At 65.2% G+C, this 14,055-nt stretch carries 14 protein-coding genes; 9 read left to right on the top strand and 5 right to left on the bottom strand.

Annotated features, from left to right (window positions below; genetic code table 11):
* Positions 1-82 precede the first annotated feature (82 nt).
* From I6F17_RS36050 to I6F17_RS36010, 9 genes are all read left to right on the top strand, one after another.
* The gene (locus I6F17_RS36050) at positions 83-1,390 is read left to right on the top strand and encodes a glutamate-5-semialdehyde dehydrogenase (RefSeq protein WP_225131630.1); all 1,308 of its coding nucleotides are present in this window, start codon (positions 83-85) and stop codon (positions 1,388-1,390) included.
* A 19-nt stretch (positions 1,391-1,409) separates the two neighbouring features.
* Positions 1,410-2,054, top strand: a complete 645-nt coding sequence (locus I6F17_RS36045) for a nicotinate-nucleotide adenylyltransferase (RefSeq protein ID WP_036024650.1) — start codon at positions 1,410-1,412, stop codon at positions 2,052-2,054.
* Positions 2,055-2,263: 209 nt separating this feature from the next.
* Positions 2,264-2,620 carry a ribosome silencing factor gene (gene rsfS, locus I6F17_RS36040; protein ID WP_024338888.1) on the top strand — a complete coding sequence of 119 codons (357 nt, stop codon included), beginning with the start codon at positions 2,264-2,266 and terminating at the stop codon, positions 2,618-2,620.
* Between the two features lie 91 nt (positions 2,621-2,711).
* Complete coding sequence (rlmH, locus tag I6F17_RS36035; RefSeq protein WP_036008734.1) at positions 2,712-3,194, top strand: 23S rRNA (pseudouridine(1915)-N(3))-methyltransferase RlmH; 483 nt, start codon at positions 2,712-2,714, stop codon at positions 3,192-3,194.
* A 32-nt stretch (positions 3,195-3,226) separates the two neighbouring features.
* Positions 3,227-4,606: a peptidoglycan DD-metalloendopeptidase family protein gene (locus I6F17_RS36030; RefSeq protein WP_225131631.1), complete on the top strand. Its 1,380-nt coding sequence runs from the start codon at positions 3,227-3,229 to the stop codon at positions 4,604-4,606.
* Positions 4,603-5,964, top strand: coding sequence for a S41 family peptidase (locus I6F17_RS36025; protein ID WP_036040653.1), 1,362 nt, complete (start codon positions 4,603-4,605; stop codon positions 5,962-5,964). The genes I6F17_RS36030 and I6F17_RS36025 overlap by 4 nt, the downstream gene beginning before the upstream one ends.
* Before the next feature lie 146 nt (positions 5,965-6,110).
* Complete coding sequence (locus I6F17_RS36020) at positions 6,111-7,331, top strand: divergent polysaccharide deacetylase family protein (protein ID WP_225131629.1); 1,221 nt, start codon at positions 6,111-6,113, stop codon at positions 7,329-7,331.
* Between the two features lie 75 nt (positions 7,332-7,406).
* Positions 7,407-7,913, top strand: coding sequence for an RNA pyrophosphohydrolase (locus I6F17_RS36015; RefSeq protein ID WP_036040666.1), 507 nt, complete (start codon positions 7,407-7,409; stop codon positions 7,911-7,913).
* A 166-nt stretch (positions 7,914-8,079) separates the two neighbouring features.
* Entirely contained in the window at positions 8,080-8,580 is a 501-nt protein-coding gene (locus tag I6F17_RS36010) for an RNA pyrophosphohydrolase (protein ID WP_225131627.1), read from the top strand.
* A gap of 170 nt (positions 8,581-8,750) precedes the next feature.
* Here I6F17_RS36010 and I6F17_RS36005 read toward each other — a convergent pair whose 3' ends face one another.
* From I6F17_RS36005 to I6F17_RS35985, 5 genes are all read right to left on the bottom strand, one after another.
* Positions 8,751-9,158 carry a F0F1 ATP synthase subunit epsilon gene (locus I6F17_RS36005; protein ID WP_225131624.1) on the bottom strand — a complete coding sequence of 136 codons (408 nt, stop codon included), beginning with the start codon at positions 9,156-9,158 and terminating at the stop codon, positions 8,751-8,753.
* Positions 9,159-9,271: 113 nt separating this feature from the next.
* On the bottom strand, positions 9,272-10,714 hold the full coding sequence (atpD, locus tag I6F17_RS36000) for a F0F1 ATP synthase subunit beta (RefSeq protein ID WP_036008750.1): 1,443 nt from the start codon (positions 10,712-10,714) through the stop codon (positions 9,272-9,274).
* 34 nt (positions 10,715-10,748) lie between these two features.
* Complete coding sequence (locus I6F17_RS35995; protein WP_225131621.1) at positions 10,749-11,624, bottom strand: F0F1 ATP synthase subunit gamma; 876 nt, start codon at positions 11,622-11,624, stop codon at positions 10,749-10,751.
* A gap of 148 nt (positions 11,625-11,772) precedes the next feature.
* Positions 11,773-13,302 (bottom strand): F0F1 ATP synthase subunit alpha, encoded by a 1,530-nt coding sequence (gene atpA, locus I6F17_RS35990; protein ID WP_225131619.1) that lies wholly within the window; start codon positions 13,300-13,302, stop codon positions 11,773-11,775.
* Complete coding sequence (locus I6F17_RS35985; RefSeq protein WP_036040674.1) at positions 13,302-13,862, bottom strand: F0F1 ATP synthase subunit delta; 561 nt, start codon at positions 13,860-13,862, stop codon at positions 13,302-13,304. The genes atpA and I6F17_RS35985 overlap by 1 nt, the downstream gene beginning before the upstream one ends.
* Positions 13,863-14,055 lie beyond the last annotated feature (193 nt).

The following is a 14,055-nucleotide window of genomic DNA, read 5'->3' as shown; positions in this document are numbered from 1 at the left end:
GAGACCAGCCATACCCTCCCCGCCCTTCGCAAAAGCGGGATTTCCGTGCTAGGACACCGCCTTAGCAGAAGGTTGAACTCCCATGGCCGCCCCCCTCAAAGCCGTTGACGGCGATGCCGATCGAGCTTGCGATCTCTTGGCGCTGATGTCCGATCTCGGAACCCGTGTCCGCGCTGCCGCGCGCGTGCTGGCACTGGCGCCGCCGGAGCAGAAGAACCGTGCGCTGGAAGCCATGGAGCGGGCAATCCGCGCCGACTCGGCCGCGATCCTCGCCGCCAATGCGGAGGACGTCGCGGAGGCCCGTGCCGCCGGCAATGCCACCTCCTCCTTCATCGATCGCCTGACGCTGACGCCGGCACGGGTCGAAGGAATGGCCGAAGGCATCGGCATTGTGCGCGGCATCGCCGATCCCATCGGCGTCGTCACCGAGCGCTGGCAGCGGCCGAACGGCATGTCCATCGAGCGCGTGCGCGTGCCGCTCGGCGTCGTCGGCGTGATTTTTGAGAGCCGGCCCAACGTTGCGGCCGATGCCGGCGTGCTGTGCCTGAAGTCGGGCAATGCCGTGATCCTGCGCGGCGGCTCCGACAGTTTCCGCTCCTGCCGCGCCATCCATGAGTGCCTGGTGCAGGGCCTGCGCGAAGCCGGCCTGCCGGAAGCTGCGATCACGCTGGTGCCGACGCGCGACCGCGCCGCGGTCGGCATGATGCTGTCGGGGCTGAGCGGCGCCATCGACGTGATCGTGCCGCGCGGGGGCAAGAGCCTCGTCGCGCGGGTCGAGCAGGAAGCGCGCGTGCCTGTCTTCGCGCATCTCGAAGGCGTCAACCACGTCTATATCGACGGCAGCGCCGACCTCGCCATGGCGAAGTCGATCGTGCTCAATGCCAAGATGCGGCGCACCGGCGTCTGCGGCGCGGCCGAGACGCTGCTGGTCGATCGTGCCGCCGCTGGCAAGAACCTGAAGCCGCTGGTGGAGATGCTGCTCGATGCCGGCTGCGAGGTGCGCGGTGACGAGGCCGTGCAGAAGGCCGATGCGCGCGTCAAGCCGGCGAGCGAGGAGGATTGGGACACCGAATATCTCGACGCGATCATCGCGGCGAAGGTGGTGGACGGCGTCGAGGGCGCGATCGCGCACATCCAGGACCACGGCTCGCATCACACCGATGCAATCGTGAGCGCGGATGAGGCTGCCGCGAGCAAGTTCCTGAGCGAGGTCGATTCCGCGATTGTGCTCCACAACGCCTCGACGCAGTTTGCCGATGGTGGCGAATTCGGGTTCGGCGCCGAGATCGGCATTGCCACCGGCCGCTTCCACGCCCGCGGCCCGGTCGGCGCCGAGCAATTGACGAGCTTCAAATATCGCGTCCGCGGCACCGGACAGACTCGGCCGTAGACGTCGCGGGGCGCGGGCATTGAGCAACAATCTCGTCGTGCCGCGCTTCGTGGCGCAAGCGGTTCCGCCCTCGACGCCGGGCATGCGCATCGGCCTGCTCGGCGGCTCGTTCAACCCGCCGCATCAGGCGCACCGCGCGATCAGCCGCTTCGCGCTGAAGCGATTGCAGCTCGATCGCGTCTGGTGGCTGGTCACACCAGGCAACCCGCTCAAGGAGAACGGCACGCTGCACGAGCTCGGCGAGCGCATGCAGGCCGCGCGCGAGGTCGCCGATGATCCGCGCATCGAGGTGAGCTGTCTCGAATCCGTCATTCGCACCCGCTATACTATCGACACGATCAACACCTTGCGCCGCCGCTTCCCTGGCTTGCGCTTCGTCTGGATCATGGGCGCCGACAATCTCGCTCAATTCCATCGTTGGCAGGACTGGCGGCGCATCGCCGCCCAGGTGCCGATGGCCGTGATCGATCGCCCCCCGCAGAGTTTTCGCGCGCTCGGCTCGCCCGCGGCCCAGGCGTTATCGCGCTACCGTCTGCCCGAGAACAAGGCCGTCCAGCTTGCGGATCGGCCAGCACCGGCCTGGGTGTTCCTGACCGGATTGAAGCTGAATCTGTCCTCGACCGGCCTACGGAACCCGGACGGGAGCTGGAAAGGTACGAAGTGAGACGAAGTGTGCCGACCTGGTGGGGATTTCGGTCTCTCTGGCATATTGAAACCCTTAACCCCACATGATGTAGTGTAACCAGTGGGCGCCCGGATTCGGCGTTCGCGATACAGTGAAAGGAATGGTCCCTGACCGCATCTGTATTGTCCAAGTCTGTTTTACCCAAGGTTGCCAAGCCTACGCGTAAAACATCGACCAAAGCTGCGGCCTTGAAGGCGCAACCCGACGCCGACAAGACGCTGAGCCTGATCCTCTCCCGCCTCGAGGACATGAAGGCGGAAGAGACGGTCACCATCGACCTTCGCGGCAAATCGGCGTACTCCGACTACATGATCGTCACCACCGGCCGGGTGAACCGGCACGTCGGCGCGATCGCGGAAAACGTCACCAAGAGCCTCAAGGAAAACGGCATCAAGAACATCCATGTCGAGGGCTTGCCCAATTGCGACTGGGTGCTGATCGATTCCGGCGACGTGATCGTGCACGTGTTCCGACCCGAGGTCCGCGAGTTCTACAACCTCGAGAGGTTGTACACGCAGGGCCCAGGGGCGGCGAAGGCGATCTAGGCTCGAAGGCCGATTTCGAATCGGCTGACGCGCATGCTAGCGTCGTGCGCGCGCTTGTTGCGCGCGGTCTCGTCAACGCGACTCAAGAATCATGCGTGTTGCTGTCATTGCGGTGGGCCGGCTGAAGCAGGGCCCCGAACGGGAGCTTGCAGACCGCTATTTCGAGCGGTTCGAGGAGGCCGGCCGCAAGCTTGGATTCCGCGAGCTCGGCATCCACGAAATTCCCGAAAGCCGCGCGCGCGACGCCGCGACACGGATGGCCGAAGAGGCCGCGGCGATCTCGGCGCATATTCCCGACAAGGCGATCCTGGTGGCGCTGGACGAGCGCGGCCAGAATCTCGAGTCCACCGTATTCGCACGGCATCTGGCGCGCTGGCGCGACGAGGGCGCCGGACATACTATCTTCGTGATCGGAGGGGCGGACGGACTTTCGCCCGAATTGCGCCGTAAGGCCAAGCTCGCGATCGCGTTCGGCTCTGCGACCTGGCCGCACCAAATGGTCCGCGTCATGCTTCTGGAACAGCTGTATCGGGCCGCCACCATCCTGGCCGGCCATCCCTATCACCGCGCATGATGCGCGCCACAACGAGCACCTTTGCCGACACGATGCGAGCGCCGCTCCTCAACCTGCTGCTGATCACCGGCCTCGCCGGCGCAAGCCTCTTCGCCGAAGAAAGCCTCGCGCAAGCTCAGACGCAAGGTCAGACAGTTGCGCCGCCGCCGCAGACCGCAGCGGTCTCGCCCGATGCGATCAAGCAGCGCGAGCAGGAGCTGGAGGCCGCGCGCGCGAGGCAACGAAGCGCGGAAGAAGCGCAGGCCAAGCTGAAGGCCGAGATCACCGCGCTCGGCCAGGACCGCACCCAGCTCAATCAGCAGCTGATCGACACCGCCGCCAATGTGCGCGCCGTGGAAACCAAGATCGACGAGGCCGAAGCGCGGCTGCGAACGCTGAACGGCCGCGAGCAGCAGATGCGCGCTTCGCTGGATTCGCGCCGTGCCGACATCGTCGAGGTGCTGGCGGCCTTGCAGCGCGCCGGCCGGCGCACGCCGCCGGCGCTGCTGGTGCGGCCCGAGGATGCGCTGCAATCCTTGCGCACCGCGATGCTGCTCGGCGCCGTCGTGCCGGAATTGCGCGGCCGCGCCGAGAAGATCGCAAGCGAGCTCGGCGAGCTCGTGGCCTTGCGCAGGACCATTGCCACCGAGCGCGATCAGCTCGCCTCCGACCGCGACAAGGTCCGCAATGACCAGGCCCGGCTCACCGCCCTGATCGAGGAACGACAGCGTCAGCAGTCCGCACGGGAAAAAGACCTCGATGCCGAAAGCGCGCGCGCGATCGCGCTGTCAAGGCAGGTCGGCGATCTCCAGGGGCTGATCGCCAAGATGGAGCAGGATCTGCAAACCGCCGCCAGGGCGGCCGAGAAGGCTGCCGAGGCTGCAAGGCAGGCCGAGGCCAAGGAGGCCAAACTGGCGGCGGCAAACGCGCCCGCCAGCGCCAAACAGGGCCCGGGCGCGTTCAAGGACAAGTCCCGCACCACCCCGGCGATCGCCTTCGCCTCGGCCAAGGGTCTCCTGCCGCTTCCGGTTAACGGTAACAAGATCAGGGATTTTGGCGGTTCCGACGGGGTCGGCGGCGTCCAGAAGGGCATTTCGCTGGCGACCAAGCCCGGCGCCCAGGTCACGACGCCGTGTGATGGCTGGGTTGTGTATGCCGGCCCATTCCGCAGCTATGGACAACTCTTGATCCTCAATGCCGGGGGCGGGTATCATGTCCTGATCGCCGGGATGGAGCGCATTTCGGTCAACATCGGACAGTTTGTGCTCACGGGGGAGCCGGTCGCGACCATGGGGTCGACCTCTCAAGTCGCCTCCATTCTCGCCACGAACGCGAGTCAACCTGTGCTGTATGTCGAGTTCCGCAAAGACGGCACTCCAATCGATCCAGGCCCATGGTGGGCCGCAAATGAAGGCGAGAAGGTTCGCGGATGATGCGCAAGACTTCAGTAATCCTCCTCAGCGCCGCCACCGGTGCAGCGCTGACGCTGTTCGTGACCCAGCCGCGCGCGGTGTTCATGGGCTCCAGCGCGCGAGCCGCCACCGCGGACACCTATCGCCAGCTCAACCTGTTCGGCGACGTGTTCGAGCGCGTGCGCTCCGACTATGTCGAGAAGCCCGATGACACCAAGCTGATCGAATCCGCCATCAGCGGCATGCTTACCGGCCTCGATCCGCACTCGAGCTACATGGACGCGAAGAGCTTCCGCGACATGCAGGTGCAGACCCGCGGCGAGTTCGGCGGCCTCGGCATCGAGGTCACGATGGAAGACGGCCTGATCAAGGTGGTCTCGCCGATCGACGACACGCCCGCCTCGCGCGCCGGCATCATGGCCAACGACATCATCACGAATCTCGACGACGAAGCCGTGCAGGGCCTGACCCTGAACCAAGCGGTCGAGAAGATGCGCGGTCCGGTCAACACCAAGATCAAGCTCAAGATCATCCGCAAGGGCCAGGACAATCCGCTCGACGTCACGCTGGTGCGCGACAACATCCGCGTCCGCTCGGTGCGCGCGCGCGTCGAGCAGGATGACATCGGCTATATCCGCATCACCACCTTCAACGAGCAGACCACCGAAGGCCTGAAGCGCGAGATCGGCAACCTCACGAACCAGATCGGCGGCGACAAGCTCAAGGGCTTCATCATCGACCTCCGCAACAATCCGGGCGGCCTGCTCGAGGAAGCGGTCACCGTCTCCGACTCGTTCCTCGAGAAGGGCGAGATCGTCTCGACCCGCGGCCGCAATGCCGAGGAGACCCAGCGCCGCGCCGCGCATACGGGCGACCTGACCAAGGGCAGGCCGGTCATCGTGCTGGTCAATGGCGGCTCGGCCTCGGCGTCGGAAATCGTCGCCGGCGCGCTGCAGGACCACAAGCGCGCAACCATCGTCGGCACGCGCTCGTTCGGCAAGGGCTCGGTGCAGACCATCATTCCGCTCGGCAGCGGCAACGGCGCGCTGCGGCTGACCACCGCGCGCTATTACACGCCGTCGGGCAAGTCGATCCAGGCCAAGGGAATCGTGCCCGATATCGAAGTGCTCCAGGACGTGCCGGACGAGCTAAAGTCGCGCACCGACACCAAGGGCGAGGCTTCGCTGCGCGGCCACCTCAAGAACGACGGCGACGAGAAGACCGGCTCGCAGTCCTACGTCCCGCCGGACGCAAAGGACGACAAGGCGCTCAAGCTCGCCGGCGACCTGCTCCACGGCATCAAGAACAGCGCCTCCGCGGCGCCGACGCCCGGCAACGACAACAAGGCGGCGACCGACAAGGCCAAAGCGGCGAACTAGGTCGGCGTATCACGCGATCCAGCGAAAGGGCGGCTTCCTGAAGCCGCCCTTTTTGCTTGGGAACTGCTGCTGCCTCCGGCCTATCCCGGCCTGCCGCCGCTTGACCTCGGCGTGGTATCGTCGGCTGGAGTGATTCGGGATCGCGCATGACTGAAACGGCCGATGATCTGAGCGCCCCGCTCGGACAGGATAAGCCGCGCCGCAAACGGCGGCTGCGGCTGCCGTTCACGTCTATGCAGCTGCTGGCTGTTCTGCTCGGCCTGTTCCTGGTTACCTTTGCCGGCTTCGCCATCTTCAACAAGGACCCGCTCGGCGGTGAGCCGATGAGCCGGATCGCGATCAACCAGCTCAGGCCGGCCGAGAAGGCCACGGACGACAAGTCTGCCATCGGCCAAGGCCAGGAAACCAAGCACGAGACCAAGGAAACGCCGAAGCAGGCCGCGCCCGGCGAGCAGAAGACCATCACCATGATCGACGGCTCCACCGGCGCCCGCCGCGACGTGGTGATCGGCGGGGGCGATGCCGCGGACAAGGGCGAGGCTGCATCCGCCCCGCCGCCCGTCATGACCGGGATCAATCCGAAGCTGCTGGAGAAATCGCGCTACGGCATGATCCCGGTGGTCGCCGACGGGCTGAGGCCGTTCAACGTCTATGCGGCGGACGCCGACCGCGCCAAGGCCGCCAAGATGCCGGTGGTCGCGATCGTGATCGGCGGCCTCGGCGTCGGCGCCGCCAAGACCCTGGACGCCATCTTGAAGCTGCCGCCGGCGGTGACGCTGGCCTTCACACCCTACGGCTCCGACCCCGGCAAGCTCGCCGAGCGGGCGCGGGCGCAGCGCCACGAGATCTTCCTCCAGATCCCGATGGAGCCCTACGACTTCCCCGACAACGATCCGGGGCCGCAGACGCTGCTGACCTCGCTCAGCCCCGACCAGAACATGGACCGCCTGTACTGGCACCTCAGCCGCATGCAGGGCTATGCCGGCCTCACCAATTTCATGGGCGCCCGCTTCATCGCGACCGAGCCCGCCATGCAGCCGATCATCCGCGAGGCGGCCAAGCGCGGGCTCGGCTTCTTCGACGACGGCTCCTCGCCCCGCAGCATCGCGCCCCAGGCCGCGGCGAACCAGGCCGTGCCGTTCGGCAAGGGCGATATCGCCATCGACGCGGTGCCGACAGCGACCGAGATCGACCGCGCCCTCAACAAGCTGGAATCGGCGGCGCGCGAGCGCGGCATCGCCGTCGGCACGGCCTCCGCCTTGCCCGTCTCGATCGAGCGCATCAGCGCCTGGACCAAGACATTGGGCGACCGAGGTATCCTTTTGGTGCCATTGACAACCGCGATGCTGAAATCAAAATCCAGCTAAATCAACGAATTGGTTCGGCACGGGTCTCGCGGGGCCGGCATGCCTTCCCAAGAAGCAGGCAAGAGGTCTGGCGGAATGGCGCGTTACGAGGATCTGCCCTACCGGACCTGTGTCGGCGTGATGCTGATCAATCCAAAGGGACTGGTGTTCATCGGCCGCCGCGCCGGCGGCATCGAGCATGTCGACGACACCCATGTCTGGCAGATGCCGCAGGGCGGGGTCGATCCCGGCGAGGACACCTGGGAAGCGGCCAAGCGCGAGCTCTACGAGGAGACCAGCGTGCACTCGGTCGAGCGGCTCGGCGAGGTCCCGGACTGGCTCACCTATGACATTCCGCGCACCGTTGCCGGGCGCGCCTGGAAGGGCCGCTACCGCGGCCAGCGCCAGAAATGGTACGCGGTGCGCTTCACCGGCAAGGACAGCGAGATCAACGTCGAGCATCCCGGCGGCGGCGGCCACAAGGCGGAATTCGTGAGCTGGCGCTGGGAGTCGATGAAGAATCTCCCTGAGTTGATCATCCCGTTCAAGCGCCCGGTCTATGAGCGCGTGGTGCAGGAATTTTCTGCGCTGGCGGAGGGGTGATCAGATCACCTGTCGCGGCTCGCTCGGTCGCCATCCCCGCGAAGGCGGGGATCCATACTCCCAGGCAGAAGCTGTGCGAAAGGATCGCAGCCACGGCCTTTCAATCGATTGCCGCCTGTGGTTATGGATTCCGGGCTCGGGCTGCGCGCGCCCCGGAATGACTGAGATGACGACTGAAAGACCCTACCGCCCGAACGTCGGCATCGCGCTGTTCAATGCCGACGGCCGCGTGCTGATCGGCCATCGCTTCAAGGGTGACGGACCCGAGATCATCCTGCCGGGGCTCGACTGGCAGATGCCGCAGGGCGGTGTCGACGAGGGCGAGAACCTGCGTGATGCGGCGATGCGCGAGCTGTGGGAGGAGACCAACGTCGTCAGTGCCGACTATCTCGGCGAGACCGACTGGTTCACCTATGAATTCCCGCCTTACGACGGACCGCAGACGCACCGGCTGGCGAAATTTCGCGGCCAGCGCCAGAAATGGTTCGCGCTGCGCTTCACCGGCACGGACGACGAGATCGATCCGCTGACGCCGCGCAACGGCCAGCCCGCCGAGTTCGACGCCTGGCGCTGGGAGCGCCTCGACCGTGTCGCCGACCTCGTGGTGCCGTTCCGCCGCGAGGTCTACCGCGCGGTGGCACATGAGTTTGCGCACCTCGCCGACTGAACTCTCGAAAACAACCCCATGCACAGTAGCGAAGTGACTGACGCGCCGCGATAAAATAGGCGACAGCGCCAGCGATAGCGCAATAAAGTTTCAGCGCCCGCCACGACCGTGACGAGCGCTGAAACTGTTCAGGAATTTGCAGATCGAGCCCCGGAGCGGTGCCCCGGGGCTTAGTGCATAGCCGTGGCGTTGAGCTGATGCTGGATGCTCTTGAAGTGGTCGAGCCGCTCGATGGCCTGATCGAGCTCGGAGCCTTCGTGCTCCTTCAGATTCTCTTCCATCTCCGCGATGGTTTCGGCGAACTGCGCACGGTCGAGCTCGTCCAGCGACGTCGCGACGTCAGCGAGCACCGTCAGGCCGTTTTCGGAGACCTCGGCGAGGCCGCCGAGCACGATGATCTTCTCGTGGCGGCCGCCGGTGGTGACGGTGAGGATGCCAGGCCGGATCGCAGCCACGACCGGCGCATGCCCCGCCAGCACGCCGAAATCACCCTCGGCGCCGGGGATGTCGACCTGCTCGACCTCACCCGAGAAGGCGAGCTTTTCCGGAGAGACGAGATCGAAATGGAAGGTGGCCATGGTTGTTTCCGTTCTCTTCGCTTGTCACCCGCGGGCTTGACCCGCGGGTCCATCCGTCGAAAGATTTCATTTTCGATGGATTGCCGGGTCAAGCCCGGCAATGACAGCCGTGCTTAGGCGGCTTCCGCCGCCAGCTTCTTGCCCTTTTCGACGGCCTCTTCGATGGTGCCGACCATGTAGAAGGCAGCTTCCGGCAGGTGGTCGTACTTGCCTTCGACCAGGCCCTTGAAGCCCTTGATGGTGTCGGCGAGGTCCACGAACTTGCCCGGCGAACCCGTGAAGATTTCAGCGACGTGGAACGGCTGCGACAGGAAGCGCTCGATCTTGCGGGCGCGGGCCACCGTCAGCTTGTCCTCTTCCGAAAGCTCGTCCATGCCGAGAATGGCGATGATGTCCTGGAGCGACTTGTAGCGCTGCAGCACCTGCTGGACCTGACGGGCGACGGTGTAGTGCTCCTCGCCGACGACCAGCGGCGAGAGCATGCGCGAGGTCGAGTCGAGCGGGTCCACCGCCGGATAGATGCCCTTTTCCGAGATCGCGCGCGACAGCACCGTGGTGGCGTCCAAGTGCGCGAACGAGGTCGCGGGCGCCGGGTCGGTCAAGTCGTCGGCCGGCACGTAGATGGCCTGCACCGAGGTGATCGAGCCCTTTTGCGTGGTGGTGATGCGCTCCTGCAGCGCGCCCATGTCGGTCGCGAGCGTCGGCTGATAACCCACCGCCGAAGGAATACGGCCGAGCAGCGCCGACACTTCCGAACCCGCTTGCGTGAAGCGGAAGATGTTGTCGACGAAGAACAGCACGTCCTGGCCCTGGTCGCGGAAGTGCTCGGCGACGGTCAGACCGGTCAGACCGACGCGGGCGCGGGCGCCCGGCGGCTCGTTCATCTGACCAAACACCAGCGCGCACTTCGACTTCACGCTCGGATCCGGATTGTGCGGGTCGGCGTTGACCTTGGACTCGATGAACTCGTGATAGAGGTCGTTGCCCTCGCGGGTACGTTCGCCGACGCCGGCGAACACGGAGTAACCGCCGTGCGCCTTCGCGACGTTGTTGATCAGCTCCTGAATCAGCACGGTCTTGCCCACGCCGGCGCCGCCGAACAGGCCGATCTTGCCGCCCTTCGCATACGGCGCGAGCAGATCGACGACCTTGATGCCGGTGACGAGAATTTCGGCTTCAGTCGACTGGTCGGTGTAGGTCGGCGCTTCCTGGTGGATGGCGCGGGTGCCCTCCGACTTGATCGGGCCGGCCTCATCGATCGGCTCGCCGATGACATTCATGATGCGGCCCAGCGTACCATCCCCCACGGGAACCGAGATCGGCTGACCGGTGTCGGTCACTTCCTGGCCGCGCACCAGACCTTCGGTGGCGTCCATCGCGATGGTGCGGACGGTCGACTCGCCGAGATGCTGCGCGACTTCCAGCACCAGGCGGTTGTTGCCGTTCTTGGTTTCGAGCGAGTTGAGAATGGCCGGCAGGTGGCCTTCGAACTGCACGTCGACGACGGCGCCCATGACCTGGGTAACGCGACCGATCTGTGTGGCTGCTGTAGCCATTTACTGTCTCCTTCGATCCGAATTTCGTGTCCGGTCAGACTGCTTCTGCGCCGGAGATGATTTCGATGAGTTCCTTGGTGATCTGAGCCTGACGCGTGCGGTTGTAGACCAGCGTCTGCTTGCGGATCATTTCCCCGGCGTTGCGGGTGGCGTTGTCCATCGCCGACATCTGCGCACCGTAGAACGAGGCGTTGTTCTCGAGCAGGGCGCGGAAGATCTGCACCGCGAGGTTGCGCGGCAACAGGCGCGTGAGGATCTCGTCCTCCTCCGGCTCATATTCGTAAGAGGTCGCGCTGCCATTCGCAGCGCCTTCCTCGACAACCAGCGGAATGATCTGTTGAGCGGTAGGGACCTGTGCGATCACCGACTTGAATTGCGAATAGAATAGCGTGCAGACGTCGAATTCGCCGTTGTCGAAGCGCGCCAGAACCTTCTTGGCGATCTCCTCGGCGTTGACGAAGCCGAGCTGGCGGACGCTGCGCAGGTCCATGTGCTCGACGATCTGCTTGTCGAACTGGCGGCGGAGCTGCTCGTAACCCTTGCGGCCGACGCAGAAGAACTTCACTTCCTTACCCTGCGCGATCAGCGCCAGAGCGCGCTCGCGGGCGAGGCGCACGATGGAGGAGTTGAAGGCGCCGGACAGGCCGCGCTCGCCGGTGCAGACCAGCAGCAGATGAACCTGGTCCCGGCCGGTGCCGGCCAGCAGCACCGGTGCGCCGGGCGAGCCGACCGCGGCGCTGGCGATGTTGGAGATCACCGCGCTCATCTTGTTGGCGTAGGGACGCGCCGCTTCCGCGGCGGTCTGCGCGCGGCGCAGCTTGGAGGCGGCGACCATCTGCATGGCCTTGGTGATCTTTTGCGTCGCCTTGGTAGAGGCGATGCGGACGCGCATGTCTTTAAGTGACGCCATTCTTCGTCCCCGACGGTTCGATCCTGACGATCAAGCCGCTAGCCTATCTCTGTCGTCATGCCCGGGCTCGTCCCGGGCATCCACGTCTTCGTCTCCACGCAGCGCACGTGGATGGCCGGGCGAACGCCCGGCCATGACGGTTCTTCGATTACGCGAAGCTCTTCGCGAAGCCTTCGACCACCGACTTCAGCTTGGCAGCGGTGTCGTCGGAGAGATCGCGGCTGTCGCGGATCGCATTGAGGATGTCGGCGTGCTTGCCGCGCAGCAGCGACAGCAGGCCGTCCTCGAACGCGCGCACCTTGTTGAGCGGGAGCGGATCGAGATAGCCGTTGGTGCCGGCCCAGATCACGCAGACCTGCTCTTCCATCTTCAGCGGCGAGAACTGCGGCTGCTTGAGCAGCTCGGTGAGGCGCGAGCCGCGGTTGAGCAGGCGCTGGGTCGAGGCGTCGAGGTCGGAGCCGAACTGCGCGAACGCCGCCATTTCGCGGTACTGCGCGAGCTCGCCCTTGATCTTGCCGGCGACCTTCTTGGTGGCCTTGGTCTGCGCCGACGAACCGACGCGCGACACCGACAGACCGACGTTCACGGCAGGACGGATGCCCTGGAAGAACAGGTCGGTTTCCAGGAAGATCTGGCCGTCGGTGATCGAGATGACGTTGGTCGGGATGTAAGCCGACACGTCATTGGCCTGGGTTTCGATGACAGGCAGCGCCGTCAACGAGCCCGAGCCCATGTCCTTGTTCAGCTTCGCCGCGCGCTCGAGCAGGCGGGAGTGCAGATAGAACACGTCGCCGGGATAGGCTTCGCGGCCCGGCGGGCGGCGCAGCAGCAGCGACATCTGACGGTAGGCGACGGCCTGCTTGGACAGATCGTCATAGATGATGACCGCGTGCATGCCGTTGTCGCGGAAGTACTCGCCCATGGTGCAGCCGGTAAAGGGGGCGATGTACTGCATCGGCGCCGGATCGGAGGCGGTGGCGGCGACGACGATCGAGTATTCGAGCGCGCCCTGCTCTTCCAGCACCTTCACGAACTGGGCGACGGTCGAACGCTTCTGGCCGACCGCGACGTAGACGCAGTACAGCTTGATGTTCTCGTCCGGCTGCGCGTTGAGCGGCTTCTGGTTCAGGATGGTGTCGAGCGCGATCGCGGTCTTGCCGGTCTGACGGTCGCCGATGATCAGCTCGCGCTGGCCGCGGCCGATCGGGATCAGGGCGTCGATGGCCTTGAGGCCGGTCGCCATCGGCTCGTTCACCGATTTGCGCGGAATGATGCCGGGCGCCTTGACGTCGACGCGCATGCGCTTCTCGGCCTGGATCGGGCCCTTGCCGTCGATGGGGTTGCCGAGCGCGTCGACGACGCGGCCGAGCAGGCCCTTGCCGACCGGCGCGTCCACGATGGCGCGGGTGCGCTTGACGGTCTGGCCTTCCTTGATCTCGCGGTCGGCACCGAAAATAACGACACCGACGTTGTCGGTTTCGAGGTTCAGCGCCATGCCGCGGGTGCCGTTCTCGAACTCGACCATTTCACCGGCCTGGACGTTGTCCAGACCGTAGACGCGGGCGATACCGTCGCCAACGGACAGCACCTGTCCGACTTCGGAGACTTCAGCTTCCTGGCCGAAATTCTTGATCTGGTCCTTGAGGATCGCGGAAATTTCCGCGGCGCGGATGTCCATCAGCCTGCCTCTTTCATCGCGTGCTTGATCGAATTGAGTTTGGTGCGAAGCGAACCATCCACCATGCGGCTGCCCAGCTTGACGACGAGGCCACCGATGATCGAGGGATCGACTTTCACGTTCAGCGCGACGTCCTTGCCGGTCACCGACTTCAGGGCAACCTTGAGGGCATCGAGATTCTTGTCAGAGAGCGCCTCCGCCACCGTGACGTCGGCCGTCGTCTCGCCCTTGAACCGGGCCACGAGGGCGCGGTAGGCGCGGCTGACGTCGGCCACCGCGAACAGGCGGCGGTTGGCGGTCAGCACTTTCAGGAAGTTGGCGGTGATGCCGGCGATGCCCGCCTTGTCCAGCACGGCCGAAAGGGCCCTGGACTGGGTGTCGGCGGCGAACACCGGGCTGCGGACGAGGCGCTTGAGATCAGCGCTGTCGTTCAGCATGGCATCGAATTTGTCGAGATCGGATTTGACCTCGTCGACCACGTTCTGGTCGCGAGCCAGTTCAAACAAGGCCGTTGCATAACGGCCGGACACACCTGAAACGGACGTATCTTCTGCAGCCACAGACGCGCTCTTTTTGCTGTCAAACTCGCAAGGGAAAAACCGTCGCCACGAAGCGGCGCCTAGCGATCCAAGCCCTTGGAATTCAAGCGGGACTTCGATTTCCGACCAGCACGGGAGGTGCCGGGCTCGTTAAAATCGCGGCTTTGCTAACATAGCAGGTGCGCAGGTGCAACATGACGCCAAACTAAAGGCA

This window comes from Bradyrhizobium sp. NBAIM18 (assembly GCF_020193825.1).
In the GTDB taxonomy this organism is placed as follows: Bacteria; Pseudomonadota; Alphaproteobacteria; order Rhizobiales; family Xanthobacteraceae; genus Bradyrhizobium; species Bradyrhizobium yuanmingense.
The sequence above is the reverse complement of the archived record's forward strand: the minus strand, read 5'-3'. Positions and strand labels throughout refer to the sequence as shown.